Here is a 21841-nt window from a genome sequence, read left to right as displayed (position 1 = left end):
CGCCGCGGCCCGCACACGCGGGCCGCGGCGACGGCGTTCACGGGACTATCCCCTGCCCTCCCCGGGGCCGAAGAGCTCGTCCTGGGCCGCGTCGCGGGCGGCGAGCAGGGCGCCGCGCAGAACCGCCGTGTCACCGAGGGCGGTGGGCCGGACCTCGGTACGCAGCGGGGAGAGCCGGTTCAGACGCGCCTCGACCCGCGCGGCGAGGGCGGCGCCCCCGGCGTGGCCGGTCTCCCCGGCGAGGACCAGGCACCCCGGGTCCAGGACGGAGACCACCGCAGCGGCCCCCACGGCCAGCCGGTCGGCGAGGGCGTCGAGGAAGGGGCCCTCGCCCGAGGCCAGGGCGGTACGGGGGTCCAGGCCGTGCCGACGGGCCAGCGCGTCGACCGCCGCGACGCAGACCAGCTCGTGGAAGCCGCCCGCGCAGTCCGTCGCCGAGGGCAGCCCCGAGGTGCCCGGCACGGGCAGGAAGCCGATCTCGCCGGCGCCGCCCGAGGAGCCGCGGCGCAGGCGGCCGTCGAGGACCACGGCCGCCCCGACGCCCTGCCCGAGCCAGAGCAGGACGAAGGTGTCGCAGTCCCGCGCCGCGCCCACCCGCTGCTCGGCGACGGCCGCGAGGTTGGTCTCGTTCTCGACGAGCACGGTCGCGGGCAGCCGTTCCTGGAGCACCGGGACCAGGCGCCGGTGCCAGGCGGGAAGACCCGAGGAGTCGTTGAGCTCTCCGGTCGCCGGGTCGATGAGTCCGGGCGCGCCGACGCCGATGCTGTGCACCGCCGCGACGCCCGCCTGCTTCGCGGTGCGTTCCAGCAGGGCGACCGCCTGCTCGACAGCCGGCTCCGTCGCCGTCCCGTCCCTGATCGGCAGCGACGCCTCGGCGAGCGTGGTGCCGAGCAGGTCGGCGACGACGACGGAGACCGAGCGGGCGCGCACGTCCAGGGCGGCGAGATGGGCGCGGCCCGCGACGATCCCGTACAGCTTGGCGTTGGGTCCGCGCCGCTCGGCTCCGGCCTCTCCGACGACTTCGACGAGCCCCGAGCCGCGCAGCCGGTCGACGAGATCGGCGACGGTGGGGCGGGAGAGACCGGTCAGGGCCTTCAGCTGAGTCGCCGTCAACGGACCCTCGTCCTGGAGCAGTCGCAGGGCGAGCCGGTCGTTGATGGCCCGGGCGGTGCTCGGGGATGCGGGCATGCCGGGATCCTCTCAGACTCTCGTTCGCGCGTTCGTCCGCCCACTATTTATCAGGCAGGGTTCCTGATAGTTTACGGCCGAACCGCGACGAGGGAGGGCACATGACGGGCAAGACCGTCTCCAGCACCGGGCGTTTCGGCATGGAGCGGGTGCGCCGGGCGCGCTTCGCCGTCGCCGCCGTCTTCTGCGTCCACGGCGCGGTCACCGGCAGCTTCGCCACCCGCATCCCCTGGATCCAGGACCACGCCCACGTCAGCGCGGGACAGCTCGGCCTCGCCCTCGCCTTCCCCGCGCTCGGCGCCTCGCTCGCGATGCCGCTGGCCGGTGCGATCAGCCACCGCCTCGGGGCGCGCACCGCGCTGCGCGGGCTGCTCGCCCTGTGGACGCTCTCCCTGACCCTGCCCTCGCTCGCCCCCAACGTCTACGGGCTGTGCGCGGCGCTGTTCGTCTTCGGCGCCACGGCCGGCATGTCCGACGTGGCGATGAACGCGCTCGGGGTCGAGGTCGAGAACCGTCTCGGCAAGTCGATCATGTCCAGCCTGCACGGGATGTGGAGCGTGGGCGCGCTCATCGGCTCCGCCGCGGGTACCGTCGCCGCCCACCTCGGTGGGGACGCCCGGCTCCACCACCTGATCGCCGCCCTCGTCCTCACCGCGCTCGGCCTCGCCTTCTGCCAGGGCGTCCTCGACCTGCAGAGCGCCCCGGACGAGGAGCCGCCGCCGCGCTTCTCGCTGCCGCCGAAGTCCGCCCTGGTCATCGGTGCCATCGGTTTCTGCGGCGTCTTCGCCGAGGGGGCGAGTCTGGACTGGTCGGCGGTCTACCTCCGCGACGAGCTCGGCTCCTCGGCCGGCGTCGCCGCGGCGTCCACCACCGCCTTCGCCCTGACCATGGCCGTCGCCCGGCTGGTGGGCGACCGGGTCGTCGACCGGTTCGGGGCCGTACGGACGGTACGGGTGGGAGGAGTCGTCGCGACCCTCGGCGGACTGCTCGTCGTCCTGGCCCCGCACGCCGCCCTCGCGATGGCCGGTTTCGGACTGATCGGCCTCGGTGTCGCCGTCGTCGTCCCGCTCGCCTTCGCCGCGGCGGGTCGCAGCGGGCCCAACCCGAGCCAGGCCATCGCGGGCGTCGCCACCATCACGTACACCTCCGGCCTCATCGCGCCCTCCGCCATCGGCGGCATCGCCGACGCGACCTCGCTGGTGTTCTCCTTCGGTCTGGTCACGCTGCTGACCTTCGGCCTGGTGCTCGGCGCCGGGGTGCTCCGCCCCGCCTCCCGGGCGACGGCGAAGCCGGCGAGCGAGAGCCGTACGGCGGGCTCGGGCCAGGTCTCCTGACGACCGCGCTCGACGGAGGGATCGCGCCAGGAGGATCGAGACAGCCTTGTTCACCTGCGGCGCACTACCATGTGGCTGATCTTCAGCGGTCACGACACGGCCGCCGGAACCGGAGAACTGGAGCGACCCCATGAACCTCGGCGTGCGCTGGACCCTGCACGGCGACGGACGTACACCCGCTCCAGGAGCCGTCGTCCGGCCGGACGAGCGGCTCTCCTGGCCCCGTACGGCCGGTCTCGGCGCCCAGCACGTGGTGGCCATGTTCGGCGCGTCGTTCGTCGCCCCCGTGCTCATGGGCCTCGACCCGAACCTCGCGATCATGATGTCCGGTGTCGCGACGGTGATCTTCCTGCTCGCCACCCGGGGCACGGTCTCCAGCTATCTCGGATGCTCGCTCTCCTTCGTCGGTGTCGCCGCGGCCATCCGGGCCTCCGGCGGCACCAGCGCGACCGTCACCGGCGCGGTGCTCGTCGTCGGCCTGGTGCTCTTCCTGGCGGGGCTCGCCGTCCGGAGGTTCGGAGCGCGGATCATCCACGCGGCGATGCCCCCGATCGTGACCGGCGCCGTCGTGATGCTGATCGGCTTCAATCTCGCCCCGGTCACCGCCGCCACCTACTGGCCGCAGGACCAGTGGACGGCCCTGCTGGTGATGCTGTTCACCGGCCTCGCCGTGGTCTGTCTGCGCGGTTTCTGGTCCCGCATCGCGATCTTCCTCGGCCTGATCTTCGGCTATGCCGTCTCCTGGGTCTTCGACCTGGTCTTCGGCAAGATCCACTCGATGTCGCCGAGCGGACAGGTCACCGACCACTGGCGCCTGGACCTCTCCGGCGTCGCCACGGCCGACTGGATCGGCCTGCCGTCCTTCCACGGCCCGAGCTTCGAGTGGTCCGCGATCCTGGTCGCCCTGCCGGTCGTGATCGCGCTGATCGCCGAGAACGCCGGCCACGTCAAGGCCGTCGGCGAGATGACCGGAGACCCGCTCGACGACAAGCTCGGCACCGCGATCGCCGCCGACGGCGCCGCCTCGATGCTCTCCACCGCCGTGGGCGGCCCGCCCAACACCACGTACTCCGAGAACATCGGCGTCATGGCCGCCACCCGCGTCTACTCCACCGCCGCCTACTGGGCCGCGGCCGGCTTCGCCCTGCTCTTCGGCCTCTGCCCCAAGTTCGGCGCGGTCGTGGCCGCGATTCCGGGCGGTGTGCTCGGCGGCATCACCGTGATCCTGTACGGCATGATCGGCCTGCTCGGCGCGCAGATCTGGATCAACGCCGAGGTGGACCTGCGCAACCCGCTCAACCTGGTCCCGGCCGCGGCGGGCATCATCATCGGCGTCGGCGGAGTGAAGCTGACCTTCACCGACACCTTCGAGCTCGGCGGGATCGCACTCGGCACCCTCGTCGTGATCACCGGCTACCACGTACTGCGGGCCTTCGCCCCCGCCCACATGAAGGAGCAGGAGCCCCTGCTCGACTCCGGCACCAGCTCGTACGAGAGCGGTGCCGACGAGGAGCCCGCCACCGAGCGGTAGGGGTATTCGCCCGAAATGAGGAAGCCGGACCGGGAGGGTTCCCTCCCGGACCCGGCTGCTGAAACGCTGCCTCCATGGCGCAGACCCAGCAGATCGCGGCCCCGCGGGCCGGAACCGAAGAGATCGGGCCGTTCACGGCGGTCGACCCGGTGGTGGAGCGGATGCGGACCATCCGCTCGGCCTGGCATCCGGCCGACGGGGTCGCCGTCTTCAACCGGGTCTATCTCACGGTGACGGAGGAGATCGGCCACGCCATCGAGGCGGGCACCTTCGCCGACTGGCGGGCCGCCGCGACCCTCGACGTCCGCTTCGCCGAGCGCTATCTCTCGGTGGTCGACGCCGTCGCCACCGGCCGCCCCGCCCCGGCGTGCTGGCGGCCGCTCTTCACTTACCGGCGCCACCCCGGCGTACGGCCGCTGCAGTTCGCGCTCGCCGGCATCAACGCGCACATCGGCCATGACCTGGCCCTGGCGGTGGTCGACAGCTGCCGGGCGCTCGAGTGCTCGCCCGCGGAGCTGGAGGACGAGTTCGACCGCGTCGGCGACGTCCTCGTCCTGCTGGAGGAGCGCATCCGCGAGGAGCTGATGCCGGGCCCGGACCTGTTGGAGATCGCGGACCCGCTGACGCATCTGCTCGGCTGCTGGAGCCTGGAGCGGGCCCGCGACGGGGCCTGGCTCGCCGCCCGCTCGCTGTGGCAGCTGCGGGAGCTGCCCGACCTGGCCGAGGAGTTCTCGGAACGCCTCGACCGGTCGGTGGGGCTGGTGGGGCGGATGCTGCTGACGCCGCTCGCACCGTGCGGCTGACCGCTTTCGCGGCCGCTCGCGCACCGATGCCGTCCGCCCCACTCCCCCAACGGCACCGGCCCCCGGGAAGTTCCGCGGGGGCCGGTCCGTCTGTGCGCGTGCTGCCTGGGTGCGTGCTGCGGGGTCAGTCCTCCGGGAGCTCCACCGGGGCGATCTCGTCGTACACGTCACCCGGGCCGGGGTTGGTGGCGTCGGTCGCGCCGCCGAAGTGGTGCATCACGCCCCACACCGCGTTCAGCGCGGTCTGCACGGCGCCCTCGGCCCAGCCGGCCGTCCAGGAGATGTCGTCGCCCGCGAGGAAGATGCCCCGCTTGTCCTCGGGCAGCCGGTCCTGCATGAAGTGCGTGAACAGACGCCGCTGGTAGCGGTAGTGACCCGGCAGGTTCGCCTTGAAGGCGCCCATGAAGTAGGGCTCGTTCTCCCAGGACACGGTCACCGGGTTGCCGATGATGTGCTTGCGGATGTCGACCTTCGGGTAGATCTCGCCGAGCGACTTCAGCATGACCTCCATCCGCTCGTTCGCGGACAGCGGCAGCCACTTCAGGCTGTCGTCGCACCAGGTGTACGACAGGCAGATGACGGCCGGCTTGTCCGGGCCGTCATCCAGGAGGTACGTGCCGCGGGTCATCCGGTCGGTCAGCGTCATCGACATGACGTCCCGCCCGGTCTCCTCGTCCTTGTCCAGCCAGAACGGCCGGTCCACGGGGACGAAGAGCTTGGAGCTCTCCATGTAGTGGGTGCGCTCGATCGCCGTCCAGTGGTCGATCGGGAAGAGCGAGTCGTCGCAGGCGATCTTGGAGAGCAGCATCCACGACTGGGCGGTGAAGATCGCCGCCTGGTACGTACGGATGTCCCCGGAGGCGTCCGTGACGGTGATCCGGTTGCCGGCGGTGCGGTTGAGGCGGGTCACCGCGGGCTTCGGCTCGCCACCGTGGAGCGAGGACAGCGAGGTGCCCTGCGCCCAGTGCACGATCTTCTCCGGCTCGCGCTCCCACAGGCGCAGCGGCAGCTGCTGGGAGCCGCCCACGATGCCGCGGTGGTGGTCGTCGGCCTCGGTGTAGACGACGCGCAGGATCTCCAGGATGGAGTTGGGGAAGTCGGTGTCCCAGCCGCCGGTGCCGAAGCCGACCTGGCCGAAGATCTCGCGGTGCCGGAAGGACTTGAAGGCCTCCGACTCGCACAGGAAGCCGTAGAAGGTCTGGTTGTCGAGCTTCTCGACGAGCTTGGCCCAGATCTCGCGGATGCGCGGCACGTCGCGCTCGCGCATCGCCTGGTTCATGTCGGAGAAGTCGGCGCCCTCCTCCAGGCAGGCGTTCCAGGCGTTCATCACGTCGCGGTAGACCTGCGGGAGGTCGTCGACGGTCGTGGCGTAGTGCGACTCGCCCTTGAGGTCGACGACGGTCGAGGGGGTCGACTCGGCGAGCGGGTTCGGGAAGGCCCGCGTCTCCAGGCCCACGAGATCGATGTAGTGCTGGAACGCCGTGGAGGAGGGCGGGAAGCGCATGGCGCCCATCTCGGCGGTCAGGCCTTCGGTGCCGGTGCCCTCGAAGCCGACGGTACGCAGCCGGCCGCCGATCTGGTCGGCCTCGTAGACGACGGGCTTGAGGCCCATCTTCATCAGCTCGTACGCGGCGATGATGCCGGAGAGACCGCCGCCGATGACGGCGACCTCGGTGCCGTGCTCGGTCGCGGGTATCTGGCCCAGCCCGGCCGGGTGTGCCAGGAAATCGTCGTAGGCGTACGGGAAGTCCGGACCGAACATGGTGATCGGCGGCTGCGCGTCGGTGTGCTGGACGGCGGTGGGCACCGTGGACGTCATGGGGTACGGACTCCTTGCACGGAAAAGACTGGGGAGGGGCAGGAAGGCGGAGGGGCGGCTCGAAGGGCCCGGATCAGACGAGCGAGCCGTAGAGGCCGGGGCGGCGGTCCCGCAGGTAGGGGTTGTTCTCGCGGGAGGCCGCCAGGAAGGCGGGGTCGACCTCGCCGAAGACGAGGTCCTCGCCGCGGCCGGCGCGGGCGCGGGCGGTCCCGTCGGGGCCGGCGAGCGTGGAGAGTCCGACGAACTCGAACTCGCCCTCGGGTCCGGTCCGGTTCACGTACGCCACGTACATCTGGTTCTCGAAGGCGCGGACCGGGATCACGGACTCGGCGACGAACTGGAAGGGGTGCATCTGCGCGGTCGGCACCAGGAGGAGGTCGGTGCCTGCGAGCGCGTGCGAGCGGACGTTCTCCGGGAACTCCACGTCGTAGCAGATCATCATGCCGAGCCGGACTCCGTCGAGCTCCGCCTGGACGACGGCCTGCTCACCGGGGGTGAACCACTTCTGCTCGAAGCAACCGAAGAGGTGGGTCTTGCGGTAGTTCGCCAGGCGGGTGCCGTCGGCGCCGATCAGCTGGGCGGAGTTGTAGACCACGCCGTGCCGCTCGGGGTCCCGCTCCGGGTAGCCGTAGACGATCGCCAGGCCGTGGCGGGCGGCGAGGGCCGCGACCGCCTCGGCCGAGGGGCCGTCGGCGGGCTCGGCGAGACGGGGGACGTCGTCGCCGATCGCGTAGCCGGTGAGGAAGAGCTCGGGGGCGACGAGAAGGCGGGCGCCGGTGGCCGCGGCCCGCTCGGCCGCGTCCGCGAGGACGGTGAGGTTGGCGGCCACGTCACCGGGCTGTCCGGAGCTCTGGAGCAGGGCGGTGCGCAGCGGGGGCATGGGCAGGACCTCGCGGGGTGGAGAGGGTGGAAGGAAGACGTCAAAACGGTACGGTTCCGGGCTCTGCCGGGACAAGGCGCGACCGTTGCGGACCGACCGTCTAAGCGTTGCGCGCTCTGCCGGACCGGCGGCGATTCGTTGCGCGCGCCTCGTGCCGGGGACGCGGGGTTCCCCCGCCGCGCGGCGCGGACCGGACCGTTCCACGGCCCGACGCCCCGGGGGCGGGCCGGGCGAAAGAGTGGTGGCCGTCCGGTTGACCTGCCGAAAGGACCGACACGAACCGCCGTCCGAATCACCGCCCTGGCCGCCACCGTACTGATCACGGCCGGGGCGGCTGCTCCGTCGTGAAAGGCCGGCCGCCTCGTGACGGGCGGCAGGGTGGCCCTCGTCACGGGCATGGTCACCGGCAGCGACGTGCCGGCCCTCGAGGACAAGTCGCGTCGGCGTCTCCGTGGACGACAACGGCGGGCACGACCGCCTGGGCCGTGTCCCGCCTCGCCCGCGACGCCTGGCACGCACGCTCGCCGCGTTGCCGGAATCACCCGAGTACGCCCGGTACGAGGGCGACCCTCCGCCTTGCGGTCGCACGCACCAGAAGTCGCGGGCCCTGCCCTGCGGGCAGACGGCGCTACTTCCCGGACACGGCCTAAGCGGGCGAGCCGGAGGAGAAGCGCCGCAGCAGTGGCGAGAGCACGAGCACGGACTTGGTGCGCTCCACGAACGGCTCGCCCGCGATCCGCTCCAGGACGCGCTCGAAGTGGCGCATGTCCGAGGCGAAGACCTGCACGACGGCGTCCGCGTCGCCGGTGACGGTCGACGCGGACACCACCTCGGGGTAGCGCTCCAGGCCTCGCCGGATGTCGTTCGGCGAGGTGTTGTGGCGACAGTAGATCTCGACGAACCCCTCGGTCTCCCAGCCGAGCGCCGCCGGGTCCACCCGTACGGTGAAGCCGGTGATGGCGCCCTCGGCCCGGAGCCGGTCCACGCGCCGCTTCACGGCGGGCGCGGAGAGACCGACGAGCGAGCCGATGTCGGCATACGAGCGGCGGGCGTCCTCCGCGAGAGCGTGGACGATGCGTTCGTCGAGGTCGTTGAGTCGCACTACGGGTGGATCACTTCTCTGCGGTGGCCAGACGGGAGCGGCGCATGCCGTACAGGAAGTAGAACACGAGGCCGACCGCCATCCACGCACCGAAGTACGCCCAGGTGATCAGGTCGAGGCTGTACATGCTGTATCCGCAGAAGACGAAACCGAGCACGGGGAAGAGCGGGCCGAAGGGAACCTTGAAGGAGCGGTCCATGTCGGGGCGGCGGTAGCGGAGCACCACGACCGCGATGTTGACCAGGGCGAAGGCGAAGAGCGTGCCGATGCTGGTCGCGTTCACCAGCTCGCCGAGCGGAACGGCCGCGGCGAGAATGCCGCAGAAGAGCGAGACGATCACGGTGTTGACGCGGGGGGTCCCGGTCTTCGGGCTCACCTTGCCGAAGACCTTCGGCACCAGGCGGTCGCGGGACATCGCGAAGAGGATGCGGGTCTGGCCGTAGAGCACGGTGAGGACGACGCTGGCGATGGAGATCACCGCGCCGGCGGCGAGCAGGGTGCCCCAGAAGCTCTGGCCGGTGACGTCGTTCATGATCGCGGCGAGGGTGGCATCGGTGCCGGCGAACTTCTTCCAGTCCCAGGCGCCGACGGCGACCGCGGCGACGAGGACGTAGAGCGCGGTGACGACGACCAGGGAGAGCATGATCGCCCGCGGCAGGTCACGCTTGGGGTTCTTGGCCTCTTCACCCGCGGTGGAGGCGGCGTCGAAGCCGATGTACGAGAAGAAGAGGATGGCGCCGGCGGCGCCGATGCTGCTGACGCCCAGCGGCATGAAGTCCGCGTAGTTGCCGGACTTGAAGCCGAGGAAGCCCACCGCGCAGAACAGCGCCAGCGAGGCGATCTTGACGAACACCATGATCGTGTTGGCGCGGGCGGACTCCTTGGCGCCGCCGAGCAGGAACACCATCGCCAGCATCACGACGATCAGGGCGGGCAGGTTGAAGATGCCGCCGTCGCCGGGGGGCGCGGTGAGCACCGTGGGCAGGGTCACGCCGATGGTGCCGTCGAGGAGCTCGTTGAGGTAGTCACCCCAGCCGACGGCCACGGCCGCTACGGAGACGCCGTACTCCAGGAGCAGACACCAGCCGCAGATCCAGGCGACGACTTCACCCATCGTTGCGTACGCATACGAGTAGGAGGAGCCCGCGACAGGGATGGTGCCGGCCAGTTCCGCGTACGAGAGGGCGGAGAAGAGCGCCGTGAGGCCCGCGAAGACGAAGGCGACGGTGACGGCCGGACCCGCCAGCGGAACAGCCTCGCCGAGCACGACGAAGATGCCGGTACCGAGCGTGGCACCGATGCTGATCATGGTCAGCTGCCACATCGAGAGCGTGCGGCGAAGACTGCCGCCCTCACCCTGTCCACCCTCCGCGACCAGCTGTTCCACCGGCTTGCGTCGGGTGAGGGCGGAGAGCACCGAGCTCTTGGGGACGGTCGGCTCGGTGGCCGGCGGGGCTGTGCCTTGATCCAGCACTGCGGGGGCTCCTTGATCGCTGCCTGTCGGGACGCGACGACCGCGGCGGCACGCGAGCAGGGGGAAAAGGAACCCGCGAGGGATGGGGGACCGCCGAGCAGGCGGTCGCCGCCACTCCTGGTACGAGGCACGAGCCTAAGCCTTCACGCTTCGCGTCCGTAATGCAGGGTTGTTGCGCACCTGCGTATGATCATTGCGCTCTTGGGGCACAGACGGGGAAACATTGCGCCTCACCGCATGAATCGACACATCAGGGGTGTGAAGCGCCTCCGGCGTGGCATGCACTTCTCATGCCGGCCGACCCACTCCGCGAGCGCTCCGCACCCCTCCGACCGGAGGAGGTGGCGGCGGACTGGCTCGACCCGGAACCCTTTCTGCGGGGTACGGCATGGCTCGACCGGGGGCGCGCGGTGCGCGCCGACCCCGCCGACCTCGACCGGCTGCCCTGGGACACCGTGGAGCGGGCCGCCCTGCCCATCGGGGTACGGGTGGAGTTCACGGCCGCGCCGGGCACCCGGTCGGTCGAGCTGCGTTACCGGGCCGCCTCGCCGGGGTCCCTGCCGCACTGCTTCGCGCTGTGGCGCGGCGCGCGATGCGTCGGCGAGGTAACGACTGAGCCGGCCGAGGAGGCCACGGTCAGGCTCGGACTCCCCTCAGGCGGAGGGGTTTTCAGCGTTCATCCGCCCGAGGACCGGGCGCCGGTGATCCTCGGCCTGCGCGCGGTGGGCGGCGTGCTCTCGCCCGCCCCTGCCCGGCCGCGCTGGCTGGTGCACGGCGACTCGATCACCGAGGGCTGGTGGTCGACACGGCCCGCCCACTCCTGGCCGGCGACGGCCGGGAGGACGCTCGGCCTGGACACGGTCAACCTCGGGTTCGCGGGCGGGGCGCGCGGTGAGCTACCCCTCGCCGAGCAGCTCGCACGCCTCCCCGGCGAGCTCGTCACCCTGGCCTTCGGCACCAACTGCTGGTCCGAGGCGCCCTCTTCGGCCGACCGGCTGTACGAGACGGTCCGCGCCTACGTCGGGCTCGTCCGCCGGGGCCACCCGGACGCCCCGCTGCTGATCCTCTCGCCCGTCCTGCGCCCGGAGGCCGAGACCACCCGCAACGCCGTGGGTGCCACCCTGGACGACCTGCGCGCCGCGATGGAGCACGCGGGCCGCGACCTGGCCTCGGAGGGCGACCAGCGGCTCCTGGTGCTCTCCGGCCGGGGCCTCCTCGGCCCCGAGCACCTGGCGGACGGCCTGCACCCCGACGACGCGGGCCACGCGCGCATCGCGGCGGCGGTCGCCCGAGCACTGCGCCCCCACGCACCGGCGTGAGCGCCGCGGGTACGCCGAAGGGCCCCCGCGAGTCTCTCGCGGGGGCCCTTCGGCGTGGACCGGCGTACCGGAACCGGGCCGTTGTCCGTGAAGTCCCGCCTGGCCCGCGACGCCTGGCACGCACGCTCGCCTCGTTGTCGGGATCACCCGAGTACGCCCAGGACGAGGGCGACCCTCCGCCTCGCGATCGCACGCACCAGACACCGCGAGCCTGCCCTGCGGGCAGACGGCGCTACCTTCCGGACACGACCTAGCTCCAGCTGGCGTGCAGCGGCTTGCCCTCGGCGTAACCGGCGGCGCTCTGGATGCCGACGACGGCCTTCTCCTCGAACTCGGCCAGGGAGGCCGCGCCCGCGTACGTGCAGGAGGAGCGGACGCCCGCGATGATCGAGTCGATCAGGTCCTCGACGCCCGGGCGGGCCGGGTCGAGGAACATCCGGGAGGTCGAGATGCCCTCCTCGAAGAGGCCCTTGCGCGCGCGGTCGTAGGCCGACTCCTCGCTCGTGCGGTTGCGCACGGCGCGGGCCGAGGCCATGCCGAAGGACTCCTTGTACAGGCGCCCGTTCGCGTCGGCGTGGAGGTCGCCCGGGGACTCGTACGTCCCGGCGAACCAGGAACCGATCATCACGTTGGACGCGCCGGCGGCGAGCGCCATGGCGACGTCACGGGGGTGGCGGACACCGCCGTCGGCCCAGACGTGCTTGCCGTACTTCTTCGCCTCGGCGGCACACTCCAGAACGGCGGAGAACTGCGGGCGGCCGACACCGGTCATCATGCGGGTGGTGCACATGGCGCCGGGGCCCACACCGACCTTGATGATGTCCGCCCCGGCCTCGATCAGGTCGCGCACGCCCTCGGCGGCGACGATGTTGCCGGCCACGATCGGCACCTGCGGGTCGAGACCGCGGACGGCCTTGATCGCGGCGATCATCGATTCCTGGTGACCGTGCGCGGTGTCGACGACGAGGGTGTCGACACCGGCGTCGAGGAGCTGCTTGGCCTTGCCCGCCACGTCGCCGTTGATACCGACGGCAGCCGCGATGCGCAGCTTGCCCTGCTCGTCGGTGGCCGGGGTGTACAGGGTCGCGCGCAGCGCGCCCTTGCGGGTCAGGATGCCGACCAGACGCCCGTCCTTGTCGACGGCCGGGGCGTACCGGCGGTTGGCGTGGTCCAGCGTGTTGAACGCCTCGCGCGGCTCGATGTCGGCGTCGAGGAGCAGCAGGTCCTTGGACATGACCTCGGACAGCTGGGTGAAGCGGTCGACCCCGGAGAGGTCGGCGTCGGTGACCACACCGATCGGACGGCGCTCCTCGTCGACGACGACACCGGCGTCGTGCGCCCGCTTGGGGAGCAGGGAGAGGGCGTCGGCGACCGTCTGGTGGGGCTCGAGGACGATCGGGGTGTCGAGGACGTGGTGGCGGCTCTTCACCCACGCGATGACGTCGGTGACGACCTCGATCGGGATGTCCTGGGGGATGACGACGATGCCGCCGCGGCGGGCGACGGTCTCGGCCATGCGGCGGCCTGCGATCGCGGTCATGTTGGCGACGACCAGCGGGATCGTCGTGCCGGAACCGTCCGGCGAGGTGAGGTCGACGGCCTGGCGGGAGCCCACGGCCGAACGGCTCGGCACCATGAACACATCGTCGTACGTCAGGTCGTACGGCGGCTTGACGTCATTGAGGAAACGCACGTGCTGAACATCCCAGTCGATCGGAGTGGCCCCTAGGCATTTCAGCCAGGGGAAAAAGCACGTAGTTCATTGTCCCACGGCGGTGCGGGAACCGGTCCCGGGCGATTCATCCGAGGCTTGCGGGACCGCCTCTGTCGGATCCTCCAAGAAAGTCCCCCGGGGAGCCTCCCAGGGCGAGCAGGATGGTGAGGTGGGTGGGGCGTTCGTCGACGGCCGTGGCGAAGACGTCCTGGGCGAGGCGCCACTCCAGGGGGTGGGCCTCGGCGTAGACCTGCCAGCCGGTGACGACGAGGGCGACCGGTCCAGGTTCGGGGAGATCGGTCAGACAGTCGGCGAGTGCGTCCCAGTTCCGGCCGAACCAGTCCGGGAGAGCGAGGGCGGTGGCGCACCGGTCCATGAAGGCGGCCTTGTCCCCGACGCCGTGCAGGTCGAGGAGGACGGGGTGACGGAGCGCCTCGTCGAGCTTCATCGGGGAGGACCTCCCGGAAGGTCTCGTACTGGTCGTCGGTGCACGCCTTCCCCTCCCCGGGACTCCGTCGGGGGCGACCGTCGTGGCCGCCGCGGCCTGGGACGTCGTCCGGGTCTCAGACGTCGTCCGGGTCCGTGCGGTCGAGGGCCGGGCGCGGACCGGGGGCGGACTCGGTGAGGAGGAAGTCCGCCGCCGCCCGGTCGGTCACGAGACTGGTGACGAGACCCGACCGCAGGACCGCGCCGATCGCCGCCGCCTTGCGCTGACCGCCCGCGATGGCCACGACCTCGGGGATGCGGCGCAGCCGGTCGGCCTCGACGGTGATACAGCGCTCGCCCAGGTCGCGGCCCACCCGGCGCCCGTCGGCGTCGAAGAGGTGCGCGGACATCTCCGCGGCGACGCCGAGCGAGGCGTAGTGGGCGCGCTCCTCGTCCGAGAGCATGTCGTGCACCGTCGAGATGCCGGGCTCCCAGGAGCCGATCGACACACACGCGACCGTCACCTTGTCGAAGTACTCGAAGGCCCGCGCGATACCGGTCTGGTTGCGCAGCGCGGCCGCGGTGGCCGGGTCGGGCAGCAGCATCGGCGCGTAGATGGGGTGCGCCTCGCCGCCGGAGACCTGCGCCGCCCGCCGTACCGCCTCGACCGAGCCGCGCTCGGCGGTGCCGGCGTCGTACACGCCCGTGAGCTGCACGACCGTGCACGGGGGCAGCCGGTCGAGGGCCGCGGCCATGTGGATGGTGGAACGGCCCCAGGCCAGGCCCAGGACATCGCCCTCGGTGACCAGCTCGCCGAGCAGGTCGGCCGCGACCTCGCCGAGGTTCTCCGGGTCGGGCGATTCGTCCTCGCCCTCCGCCGGAGACTCGACGACGACGGCGTGGCGGAGCCCGTAGCGGGCGCGGAGCGCGTCGGAGCGTTCGGCGTCCAGCTCTGCGGGTACGCGGATCTCGATGCGCACGAGGTCGCGTTCGAGGGCGGTCTCCAGGACCCGGGCCACCTTGAAGCGGCTCACGCCGAACTCCTCGGCGATCTGGATCTTGGACTTGCCCTCGAGGTAGAAGCGGCGGGCCATGGCCGCCGCCTGCACCAGCTCCGCGGGTCCCATCCGCAGGGCTGACCGTCCCGCTGAGATACCCGCCACCGCGATCTCCTCACTGCTCTTCACGTACCGCTGCTCACGAACTGCTCACGCACTGCTCTCAACCGCTCAACCACCGTTGGCCGAGTCAGCGCTGTTCACACTCTCGACTCACCGTTCATCCTGTCAGATCCGGCGGCCCTTGATCAGTCCTGTCGACCCGCCGACGGATCGCGTTCATCTGCCCGAGGCTCAGTGGCCACACGCCCAAGCCGCCGAGGCGGTCGCGGAGTCGGCCTTGGCGCGCAGCGAGCGGACCGCGTCGGCCGGATCCGCCGCCCCGTAGACCGCCGAGCCCGCCACGAAGACGTCGGCACCGGCCTCGGCGCAGCGCTCGATGGTGGACTCCGAGACGCCGCCGTCGACCTGGAGCCACAGCTCCAGACCGTGCTTGGAGATCAGCTCACGGGTCCGGCGGATCTTCGGCAGCATGATGTCGAGGAAGGCCTGACCGCCGAAGCCGGGCTCGACGGTCATGATCAGCAGCATGTCCAGCTCGGGGAGCAGGTCCTCGTACGGCTCGATCGGCGTCGCGGGCTTCAGCGCCATCGACGCCCGCGCCCCCTTGGCCCGGATCTCGCGCGCCAGCCGCACGGGGGCGGCGGCCGCCTCCACGTGGAAGGTGACGGAGCCGGCGCCGGCCTCGACGTACTGGGGGGCCCAGCGGTCGGGATCCTCGATCATGAGGTGACAGTCCAGCGGGGTGTCCGTGGCACGGCTGAGCGACTCGACGATCGGCACGCCGAGCGTCAGGTTCGGCACGAAGTGGTTGTCCATCACGTCGACGTGCAGCCAGTCGGCACCCTCGACGGCCTTCGCCTCCTCGGCGAGGCGGGCGAAGTCTGCGGACAGGATGCTGGGATTGATCTGCGCCATGTGCCAAGCCTGCCATGTTCTTGGGCACTTCTTTGCCGCGGACCGGTTTCGGTTCACATCCGGTCCGGCGGCCGGGCTCCGGCGGGCGTCACAGCCCGGACATTCGGGCGTTTTCGCCGTTCGGCGGAGCCCGCCGGAGCCCTCGGAGTCCGTCGGACCCGCGAGAAGCCTCAGGCCGTACGTCGCAGCAGGGCCATGTACATCGCGTCGGTCCCGTGCAGATGCGGCCACAGCTGGACGTCCGGTCCGTCGCCGAGTCCGGGGACACCCGCCATCAGCGGACGGCCGTCGATCCACTCCGCCTCGACGGCCGGGCCGCCGCGGCCCTTCAGGACGTCCTCGACGACCACCCGGGTCTCGGCCAGGTGCGGTGAGCAGGTCGCGTAGCCGACGACACCGCCGACGCGCACCGCCCGCAGCGCCTCCCGCAGCAGTCCGCGCTGGAGCGGGGCGAAGCCCTCCAGGTCCTCCGGGCGGCGGCGCCAGCGGGCCTCCGGCCGACGGCGCAGCGCCCCGAGCCCCGAGCACGGCACGTCCATGAGCACACGGTCGAAGGAGCCGGGCCGCCACGGCGGGCGGGTGCCGTCGGCGGCGATGACCTGGTACGGGCCGGGGTTGCCGGCCAGCGCGCGTTCGACGAGCCGGGCGCGGTGCGGCTGCTTCTCCGAGGCGAGCAGGGTGGCCCCGCGCTGCGCGGCGAGGGCGCCGAGCAGCGCGGCCTTGCCGCCGGGCCCGGCGCAGCCGTCGAGCCAGCGCTCGTCACGGCCTTCGAGAGGCGCGTCGGCCAGGGCGACGGCTACCAGCTGGCTGCCCTCGTCCTGGACGCCCGCCCGTCCCTCGCGGACCGCCTCGATCGCGCCCGGTTCGCCGCCCTCGGCCAGTCGTACCGCGTAGGGCGACCAGCGTCCGGGCAGCACCGTGTCCTCGCCGAGCACCTCGGTCAGCTCCTGCGGCGTGGACCGCCCGGGGCGGGCCACCAGTGTGACCTCGGGCCGCTCGTTGTCGGCCTCCAGCAGGTCCTCGATCCCGGCCCGTCCGCCCCCGAGGGCGTCCCACAGCGCGGTGACCACCCAGCGGGGGTGGGAGTGGACGATCGCGAGGTGGTCCTCGGCGTCGTCCTCGTACGGCGGGGCGACCCGCGCGACCCAGGTGTCGAAGTCGTCCTGCGAGATCTTCCGCAGAACGGCGTTCACGAACTTGGCCCGCCCGTCCCCGAGCACGACCCGCGCGAGCTCCACGCTCGCGGAGACCGCCGCGTGGGTGGGAATGCGCGTGCCGAGCAGCTGGTGGGCCCCGAGCGTCAGTACGTCGAGAACCGGGGGGTCGACCTCGCGCAGCGGCCGGTCGATGCAGGCCGCGACGATCGCGTCGTACGTCCCCTGTCGGCGCAGCGTCCCGTACACCAGCTCCGTCGCGAGCGCCGCGTCCCGCGTGTCGAAGTCACCGTTCTCCCGCGCCTTCTTCAGCAGCGGGGGCAGCACCAGGTTCGCGTACGCGTCCCGCTCGTCGACGGCCCTGAGCGCCTCGAAGGCGAGCATCCGGACGGGGTCCTTCTTGGGACGCCGGTACGGCTTGGGGGGACGGCGACGTGCCTGCTCGCTCAAAAGGTGCTCCGCTGACGAAGTGAGACGGTCGAACCCTCTCAGCCTAAGCCCTCCCCCGAGCCGCACCACCGGCCGTCCCAACCGCTCCCGGCCTGCTCGGAGCCCGGCCGGTACGTCTTGCCCGAGCGCCGGAGGCACGCGATCATCCGGTCATGAGACCCGAAGTGCAGGCGTTCGTCGCGGACGGCCCCCTCCCCGACTGGGACGCGAGCGAGGAGGAGATCGACAGGCGCGTCAAGCAGCTGGAGACGATCTCCCGGCCGGTGACGGCGGAGGAGGCCGCGGCGCTCGTCACCTGCTTCGGCCCCGACGACTGCTACGGCGTCGCCTGGTCCCTGCTGCATCTCATCGAGAGCGGACCGAACCCGGTCCTGACCACCCCGCCCGCTCCCGACGCCAACGAGTGGCACGCAAGGCTCTGGAGGCGGGCCGTGAACGCGGAGCCCGTCGAGGAGACGGCGTGACGGCCCGGGACGTCGGCACCCCCTCGGTCGTGTCTGGAAAGTAGCGCCGTCCGCCCGCAGGGCAGGGCCCGCGGCGTCCGGTGCGTGCGATCGCGAGGCGGAGGATCACCCTCGTACGGGGCTCCCGACAACTCAGGAGCGTGCGTGCCAGGCGTCGCGAGCCAGGCGGGACTTCACGGACACGGGCTAGGTACGGGGGACGTCCAGGTCCGTGCCGCCCACGCGTTCGCCCGGGGCGATCCGTACGCCGCGCGCCCAGTCCGCCGCCTTCATCGGCTTCTTGCCCTGCGGCTGGACCCAGAGCAGTTCCACCGCGTACGAGCCGGTGCCGACGAAGACGTTGTTCTTGCCGGCCGCGAGCTCGCCGGGCGCCAGGTCGGTGCGGTCGGGCACCGGCGCGGCCTGGATCAGCTTGAGGCGCTCGCCGCGGAAGACGGTCCAGGCGCCGGGGGCGGGGGTGCAGCCGCGCACCACCCGGTCCACGCGCAGGGCCGGGGCCTTCCAGTCCACGTGCGCGTCCTCGACCTGGATCTTGGGGGCCAGCGTGATGCCCTCGGCGGGTTGCGGGACCGGCTTCAGGGTGCCGTCCTCGATGCCGTCCATCGTCGCGGCCAGCAGACCGGCGCCGGCGAAGGCGAGCCGGGTCAGCAGGTCGCCGCTGGTGTCGGTGGGTCGGACGTCCTCGGTGATCACGCCGTAGACGGGACCCGAGTCGAGCCCCTCCTCGATCTGGAACGTCGTCGCGCCCGTCACCTCGTCGCCCGCCATCACCGCGTGCTGCACGGGCGCCGCGCCGCGCCAGGCCGGCAGCAGGGAGAAGTGCAGGTTGACCCAGCCGTGGGTGGGGATGTCGAGGGCGACCCGGGGCAGCAGCGCCCCGTAGGCGACGACCGGGCAGCAGTCCGGGGCGATCTCGCGCAGCCGCGCGAGGAACTCCTCGTCACGCGGCTTCGACGGCTTGAGCACCTCGATCCCCGCCTCCTCCGCCCGCTCGGCGACCGGACTCGCGACCAGACGCCGGCCGCGGCCCGCGGGGGCGTCCGGGCGGGTGACGACGGCCGCCACCTCGTGCCGGCCGGAGGCGAGCAGGGCGTCAAGAGCGGGTACGGCGACCTCGGGGGTGCCTGCGAAGACGAGCTTCATCGGTGGCTGACTGCCTGTCTGTCGGGGCGGATCACGGGCAACGCACCAGTCTAGAGGGGGATGCGTGAGGGGGCGTACGTCGGCATGAGCGCCCCGCGCATATGCGTGTACGCCCCCGCAGCGTGACCTGACCACGGGTAGCGCGTTGGTCAAGAGAGATTGACCGAACGGGCCGCCCCTCGTTGTGGCCCGCCCCTTATTCCACGCCGGTTCGAGAGGCTTTCACATGGCCGACCACGCAACCCACGACGCCCAAGCCCGGGCAAGTCTGCATCTGTTGGTGCGGGACATCGAGCGGGTCCGGCGGCAGGTGGACGCACTGCGCACGCTCACGGCCCAGTTGGGCAATGTCTACCGCCCGCGCCGCTCCGGCCCGTCGACGGGCTTCGTCGTGTACGGACGGGCGCCGGCGCCGACGGTCCGGCTCGCCCAGGAGCTGCGGGACAGCGTCGAGACCCTCGTGACGGCGGCGGTCGACTTCGACCGCTCCCTCGGGTTCTCGTGGGACGCGGTGGGCTCGGCGCTCGGGGTCACGAAGCAGGCCGTCCACCGTCGGTACGGCGCCCGGCGCGCGCCCCAGCAGAGCGGCGCCGTGGAGCAGGACCGGGCGCCGGAGCCGGGGGCGACCCGCACGCTGCCGGTGGTTCCGCCCGCCCGCGCGATGCCTCCGCAGCCCGCCCCCGCCGCGCAGTCCCTGCGCGAGGACCCTCGCCCGCCGGCTTTCCCCGGCCCTCGCAACGGCTGACGCGCCCCCCTCCGGCCGCCCCCCGCAGGGGTCGGGCGGCCGAGCCGTTCGCGGCCTCAGCCGATGTCCGGCGGATCGACCCGGACCCGGACCGGGTCCCCGCCGCCCCGGGCCAGGCGGCCCGCCCGCGCGTTCTTCAACGCGGCCGCCAACGCGGCCCCGTTCCCCGGCGGGACCCGGACCAAGGCCCGCTCCCACCGCTCCCCCGGCGGAGGATCACCCGGCCTGAAAGGGCCCCCCGGCCGGACGACCGGCAACGGCACGGGGCCCAACACCTGGGCGTCGTCGGGCAGTTCCGCCGCGGCGAGGAACGCCTCCACCGCCTCCGGCGGGCCGGAGACGGCCGCCATCCGCGACACCGGCGGGAAGCCGAGCTCCGCCCGCTCGGCGAGTTCGCGCTGGGCGTGACCGACCGGGTCCCACCGCACCAGGGCCTGGACCGGCCGCAGCGTGGGCTCCGCCACCACCACGACCATGCCGCCCTCGCCCTGGCCCCGCACCAGCGACGCCGCGTCGATCCAGCGCCGCAGGGCTTCCTCGCCCGCGCGCAGATCGGGGCGCGAGAGCATCGCCCAGCCGTCGAGGAGGAGCGCCGCGGTGTAGCCGCCTTCGGCGACGGGCTCGGCGCCCGGCGTGGACACGACCAGGGCGGGCCGCCCGGGCACGGTGTCCAGGACGTGGTCGCGGCCCGATGTCCGTACCGGCACCGCGGGGAACGCCCTGCCCAGCTCCTCCGCCGTGCGGCGCGCGCCGACGACCTGGGCCCGCAGCCGGGTGGCGCCGCATGCCACGCAGTGCCAGTCGGCCGCGCCCCTCCCGCACCAGCCGCACCGCAGATCCTGCTGCTCCGGGGCCTCCAGCGGCCCCGCGCAGTGCCGGCAGCGCGCGGGCGTCCGGCACCGCTGGCACGCGAGCCGAGGTACGTACCCCCGCCGCGGCACCTGGACGAGCACGGGGCCGGTCTTCAGCCCTTCCCGTACCGCCTGCCAGGCCAGGGAGGGCAGTCGGGCGGCCCGCGCGGCCTCGTCGCGGGCGAGGTCGGTGTCGCCGACGGTCCGCACCAGCGGGGCGGCGGCCCGCACCTGGTCGCGACCGGCCGCGAGCGGCTTGGCCCAGCCGGTCTCCACGAGCTGCGCGGCCTCGACGGTACAGCTCGTGGAGCCGAGCAGGAAGGCGCACCGGTCGTGGGCGGCGCGCAGCAGCAGGACGTCACGCGCGTGGGGCTGCGGTGCGTGCGGTTCGCTGTGGCTGCCGTCCCCGTCGTCCCAGATGGCCACCAGTCCCAGGTCCCGGACGGGCGCGAACATCGCCGCACGGGTCCCGACGACCGCCCGCACGGAGCCACGCCGTACCGCGAGCCACTGGGCGTACCGCTTCTCCGGTCCCGTCTCGGCCGTGAGCAGGGCGTGCCGCCCCTCGCCCAGGACGGCCTTCAGGGCGCCGTCCACCCGCGCCGCGGCCCGCCCGTCGGGCACCACGACCAGCGCTCCCCGTCCGGAGGCGAGTGTGGCGCCCACCGCCCGGGCCAGCTCCTCGGCCCAGTGGGGTCCCGGCAGCGCGTTCCACACCGCGCGCGGCGCCCCGCCCCCGGCGAGGGCGTCCAGGAACGCCGGGCCCCGTTCGTAGCGCGTCCAGCTGCCCGGCCCGGGTGCGGCGGGTGGTGGCAGCGGCTCGGGGGACGCCTTCGCCTCGGCGCGGGCGCTGCGTGGCGGGATCGCGAGCTGGAGCACGTCGGCGAGGCTCCCCGCGTACCGGTCGGCGACCGCCCGCGCGAGGGCGAGCAGCTCGGGGCTGAGCACCGGTTCGGGAGAGACGACGTCGGCCAGCGCGGCCAGCGCCCCCTGGTAGTCCGACTCGGCCCGCCGCTCGACCAGGAAGCCGTCGATCAGCCGGCCGCCCTCGCGCCGCCCGTCCCTGACCTGGTGGGCACCGGCGCCGAAGCGCACGCGCACCCGGACCCCCGGCCGCGCGACGGCGTCCAGCTCCTCCGGCACGGCGTAGTCGAAGTACTGGTCGAGGTGGAGCACGCCCTTGTTGACCACCACGCGGGCCACGGGCAGCTCCTTGGCCAGCGCGGCCCCCCGCCACGTCCGGGGCTTGGCCCGTGGCACCTTCGCCTTGCGGACGGTCTCCCGGATGAGCGCGAGCTGCTCGGGCGGCTCGGCGGCCTCCCCCTGCGTCTTCCCGTTCTCGCTGCTCACAGCCTCATACCTACCAGACGCCACCGACAGCCGGACATGCGGAAGCCCGGCACCCCAG

The 21841-nt window shown here is 72.7% G+C and carries 18 protein-coding genes; 6 read left to right on the top strand and 12 right to left on the bottom strand.

Going from position 1 to position 21841, the window contains the following annotated elements; genetic code table 11:
* Positions 1–45 precede the first annotated feature (45 nt).
* A complete protein-coding gene (locus IE136_RS10715) occupies positions 46–1188 on the bottom strand; it encodes an ROK family transcriptional regulator (RefSeq protein WP_189600195.1) in 1143 nt (380 codons plus the stop codon).
* 101 nt (positions 1189–1289) lie between these two features.
* Between IE136_RS10715 and IE136_RS10710 the strand changes: the two genes are divergently transcribed.
* From IE136_RS10710 to IE136_RS10700, 3 genes are all read left to right on the top strand, one after another.
* Positions 1290–2522 (top strand): MFS transporter, encoded by a 1233-nt coding sequence (locus IE136_RS10710; RefSeq protein WP_158985370.1) that lies wholly within the window; start codon positions 1290–1292, stop codon positions 2520–2522.
* Positions 2523–2652: 130 nt separating this feature from the next.
* A complete protein-coding gene (locus IE136_RS10705) occupies positions 2653–4053 on the top strand; it encodes a uracil-xanthine permease family protein (RefSeq protein ID WP_189600194.1) in 1401 nt (466 codons plus the stop codon).
* A gap of 74 nt (positions 4054–4127) precedes the next feature.
* Entirely contained in the window at positions 4128–4856 is a 729-nt protein-coding gene (locus IE136_RS10700; RefSeq protein WP_268247916.1) for a DUF5995 family protein, read from the top strand.
* A gap of 124 nt (positions 4857–4980) precedes the next feature.
* Here IE136_RS10700 and IE136_RS10695 read toward each other — a convergent pair whose 3' ends face one another.
* The 4 genes from IE136_RS10695 to IE136_RS10680 all read right to left on the bottom strand — a co-directional run bounded on the left by IE136_RS10695 (position 4981) and on the right by IE136_RS10680 (position 10131).
* Complete coding sequence (locus IE136_RS10695; RefSeq protein ID WP_158985374.1) at positions 4981–6675, bottom strand: flavin monoamine oxidase family protein; 1695 nt, start codon at positions 6673–6675, stop codon at positions 4981–4983.
* Positions 6676–6748: 73 nt separating this feature from the next.
* Entirely contained in the window at positions 6749–7555 is an 807-nt protein-coding gene (locus IE136_RS10690; RefSeq protein WP_158985376.1) for a carbon-nitrogen hydrolase family protein, read from the bottom strand.
* 646 nt (positions 7556–8201) lie between these two features.
* On the bottom strand, positions 8202–8657 hold the full coding sequence (locus IE136_RS10685; RefSeq protein WP_030204433.1) for an Lrp/AsnC family transcriptional regulator: 456 nt from the start codon (positions 8655–8657) through the stop codon (positions 8202–8204).
* 10 nt (positions 8658–8667) lie between these two features.
* Complete coding sequence (locus IE136_RS10680; RefSeq protein WP_158985377.1) at positions 8668–10131, bottom strand: amino acid permease; 1464 nt, start codon at positions 10129–10131, stop codon at positions 8668–8670.
* Between the two features lie 290 nt (positions 10132–10421).
* On the opposite strand from IE136_RS10680, the gene IE136_RS10675 reads away from it, so the two are divergent.
* Positions 10422–11450, top strand: a complete 1029-nt coding sequence (locus IE136_RS10675; RefSeq protein ID WP_189600193.1) for a GDSL-type esterase/lipase family protein — start codon at positions 10422–10424, stop codon at positions 11448–11450.
* A 250-nt stretch (positions 11451–11700) separates the two neighbouring features.
* Here the strand turns inward: IE136_RS10675 and IE136_RS10670 are convergent, their stop codons facing one another.
* From IE136_RS10670 to IE136_RS10650, 5 genes are all read right to left on the bottom strand, one after another.
* The gene (locus tag IE136_RS10670) at positions 11701–13143 is read right to left on the bottom strand and encodes a GuaB1 family IMP dehydrogenase-related protein (protein WP_158985381.1); all 1443 of its coding nucleotides are present in this window, start codon (positions 13141–13143) and stop codon (positions 11701–11703) included.
* Between the two features lie 106 nt (positions 13144–13249).
* Positions 13250–13612: a barstar family protein gene (locus IE136_RS10665; RefSeq protein ID WP_189600192.1), complete on the bottom strand. Its 363-nt coding sequence runs from the start codon at positions 13610–13612 to the stop codon at positions 13250–13252.
* Between the two features lie 115 nt (positions 13613–13727).
* Complete coding sequence (locus IE136_RS10660; protein ID WP_158985385.1) at positions 13728–14777, bottom strand: sugar-binding transcriptional regulator; 1050 nt, start codon at positions 14775–14777, stop codon at positions 13728–13730.
* 165 nt (positions 14778–14942) lie between these two features.
* Positions 14943–15626, bottom strand: coding sequence for a ribulose-phosphate 3-epimerase (gene rpe / locus IE136_RS10655; protein ID WP_158985387.1), 684 nt, complete (start codon positions 15624–15626; stop codon positions 14943–14945).
* 170 nt (positions 15627–15796) lie between these two features.
* Entirely contained in the window at positions 15797–17230 is a 1434-nt protein-coding gene (locus tag IE136_RS10650; protein ID WP_189600191.1) for an RsmB/NOP family class I SAM-dependent RNA methyltransferase, read from the bottom strand.
* 152 nt (positions 17231–17382) lie between these two features.
* Between IE136_RS10650 and IE136_RS10645 the strand changes: the two genes are divergently transcribed.
* Positions 17383–17694 (top strand): hypothetical protein, encoded by a 312-nt coding sequence (locus IE136_RS10645; RefSeq protein ID WP_229818748.1) that lies wholly within the window; start codon positions 17383–17385, stop codon positions 17692–17694.
* A 186-nt stretch (positions 17695–17880) separates the two neighbouring features.
* Here the strand turns inward: IE136_RS10645 and fmt are convergent, their stop codons facing one another.
* Positions 17881–18837 (bottom strand): methionyl-tRNA formyltransferase, encoded by a 957-nt coding sequence (gene fmt / locus IE136_RS10640; RefSeq protein WP_158985389.1) that lies wholly within the window; start codon positions 18835–18837, stop codon positions 17881–17883.
* Between the two features lie 226 nt (positions 18838–19063).
* On the opposite strand from fmt, the gene IE136_RS10635 reads away from it, so the two are divergent.
* Positions 19064–19582 (top strand): hypothetical protein, encoded by a 519-nt coding sequence (locus IE136_RS10635; protein ID WP_158985391.1) that lies wholly within the window; start codon positions 19064–19066, stop codon positions 19580–19582.
* A gap of 56 nt (positions 19583–19638) precedes the next feature.
* Here the strand turns inward: IE136_RS10635 and IE136_RS10630 are convergent, their stop codons facing one another.
* A complete protein-coding gene (locus IE136_RS10630; protein ID WP_189600190.1) occupies positions 19639–21783 on the bottom strand; it encodes a primosomal protein N' in 2145 nt (714 codons plus the stop codon).
* Positions 21784–21841 lie beyond the last annotated feature (58 nt).

The organism is Streptomyces lateritius, from assembly GCF_014649715.1.
In the GTDB taxonomy this organism is placed as follows: domain Bacteria; phylum Actinomycetota; class Actinomycetes; order Streptomycetales; family Streptomycetaceae; genus Streptomyces; species Streptomyces lateritius.
This window is presented reverse-complemented; position numbering and strand designations above follow the sequence as displayed.

Coding starts and splice junctions, on each gene's coding strand:
- IE136_RS10700 (WP_268247916.1), top strand. CDS start 4,128: ATGGCGCAGACCCAGCAGATCGCGGCCCCGCGGGCCGGAACCGAAGAG.
- IE136_RS10665 (WP_189600192.1), bottom strand. CDS start 13,612: ATGAAGCTCGACGAGGCGCTCCGTCACCCCGTCCTCCTCGACCTGCAC.
- IE136_RS10695 (WP_158985374.1), bottom strand. CDS start 6,675: ATGACGTCCACGGTGCCCACCGCCGTCCAGCACACCGACGCGCAGCCG.
- IE136_RS10710 (WP_158985370.1), top strand. CDS start 1,290: ATGACGGGCAAGACCGTCTCCAGCACCGGGCGTTTCGGCATGGAGCGG.
- IE136_RS10715 (WP_189600195.1), bottom strand. CDS start 1,188: ATGCCCGCATCCCCGAGCACCGCCCGGGCCATCAACGACCGGCTCGCC.
- rpe (WP_158985387.1), bottom strand. CDS start 15,626: ATGGCGCAGATCAATCCCAGCATCCTGTCCGCAGACTTCGCCCGCCTC.
- fmt (WP_158985389.1), bottom strand. CDS start 18,837: ATGAAGCTCGTCTTCGCAGGCACCCCCGAGGTCGCCGTACCCGCTCTT.
- IE136_RS10645 (WP_229818748.1), top strand. CDS start 17,383: ATGAGACCCGAAGTGCAGGCGTTCGTCGCGGACGGCCCCCTCCCCGAC.
- IE136_RS10635 (WP_158985391.1), top strand. CDS start 19,064: ATGGCCGACCACGCAACCCACGACGCCCAAGCCCGGGCAAGTCTGCAT.
- IE136_RS10690 (WP_158985376.1), bottom strand. CDS start 7,555: ATGCCCCCGCTGCGCACCGCCCTGCTCCAGAGCTCCGGACAGCCCGGT.
- IE136_RS10675 (WP_189600193.1), top strand. CDS start 10,422: ATGCCGGCCGACCCACTCCGCGAGCGCTCCGCACCCCTCCGACCGGAG.
- IE136_RS10705 (WP_189600194.1), top strand. CDS start 2,653: ATGAACCTCGGCGTGCGCTGGACCCTGCACGGCGACGGACGTACACCC.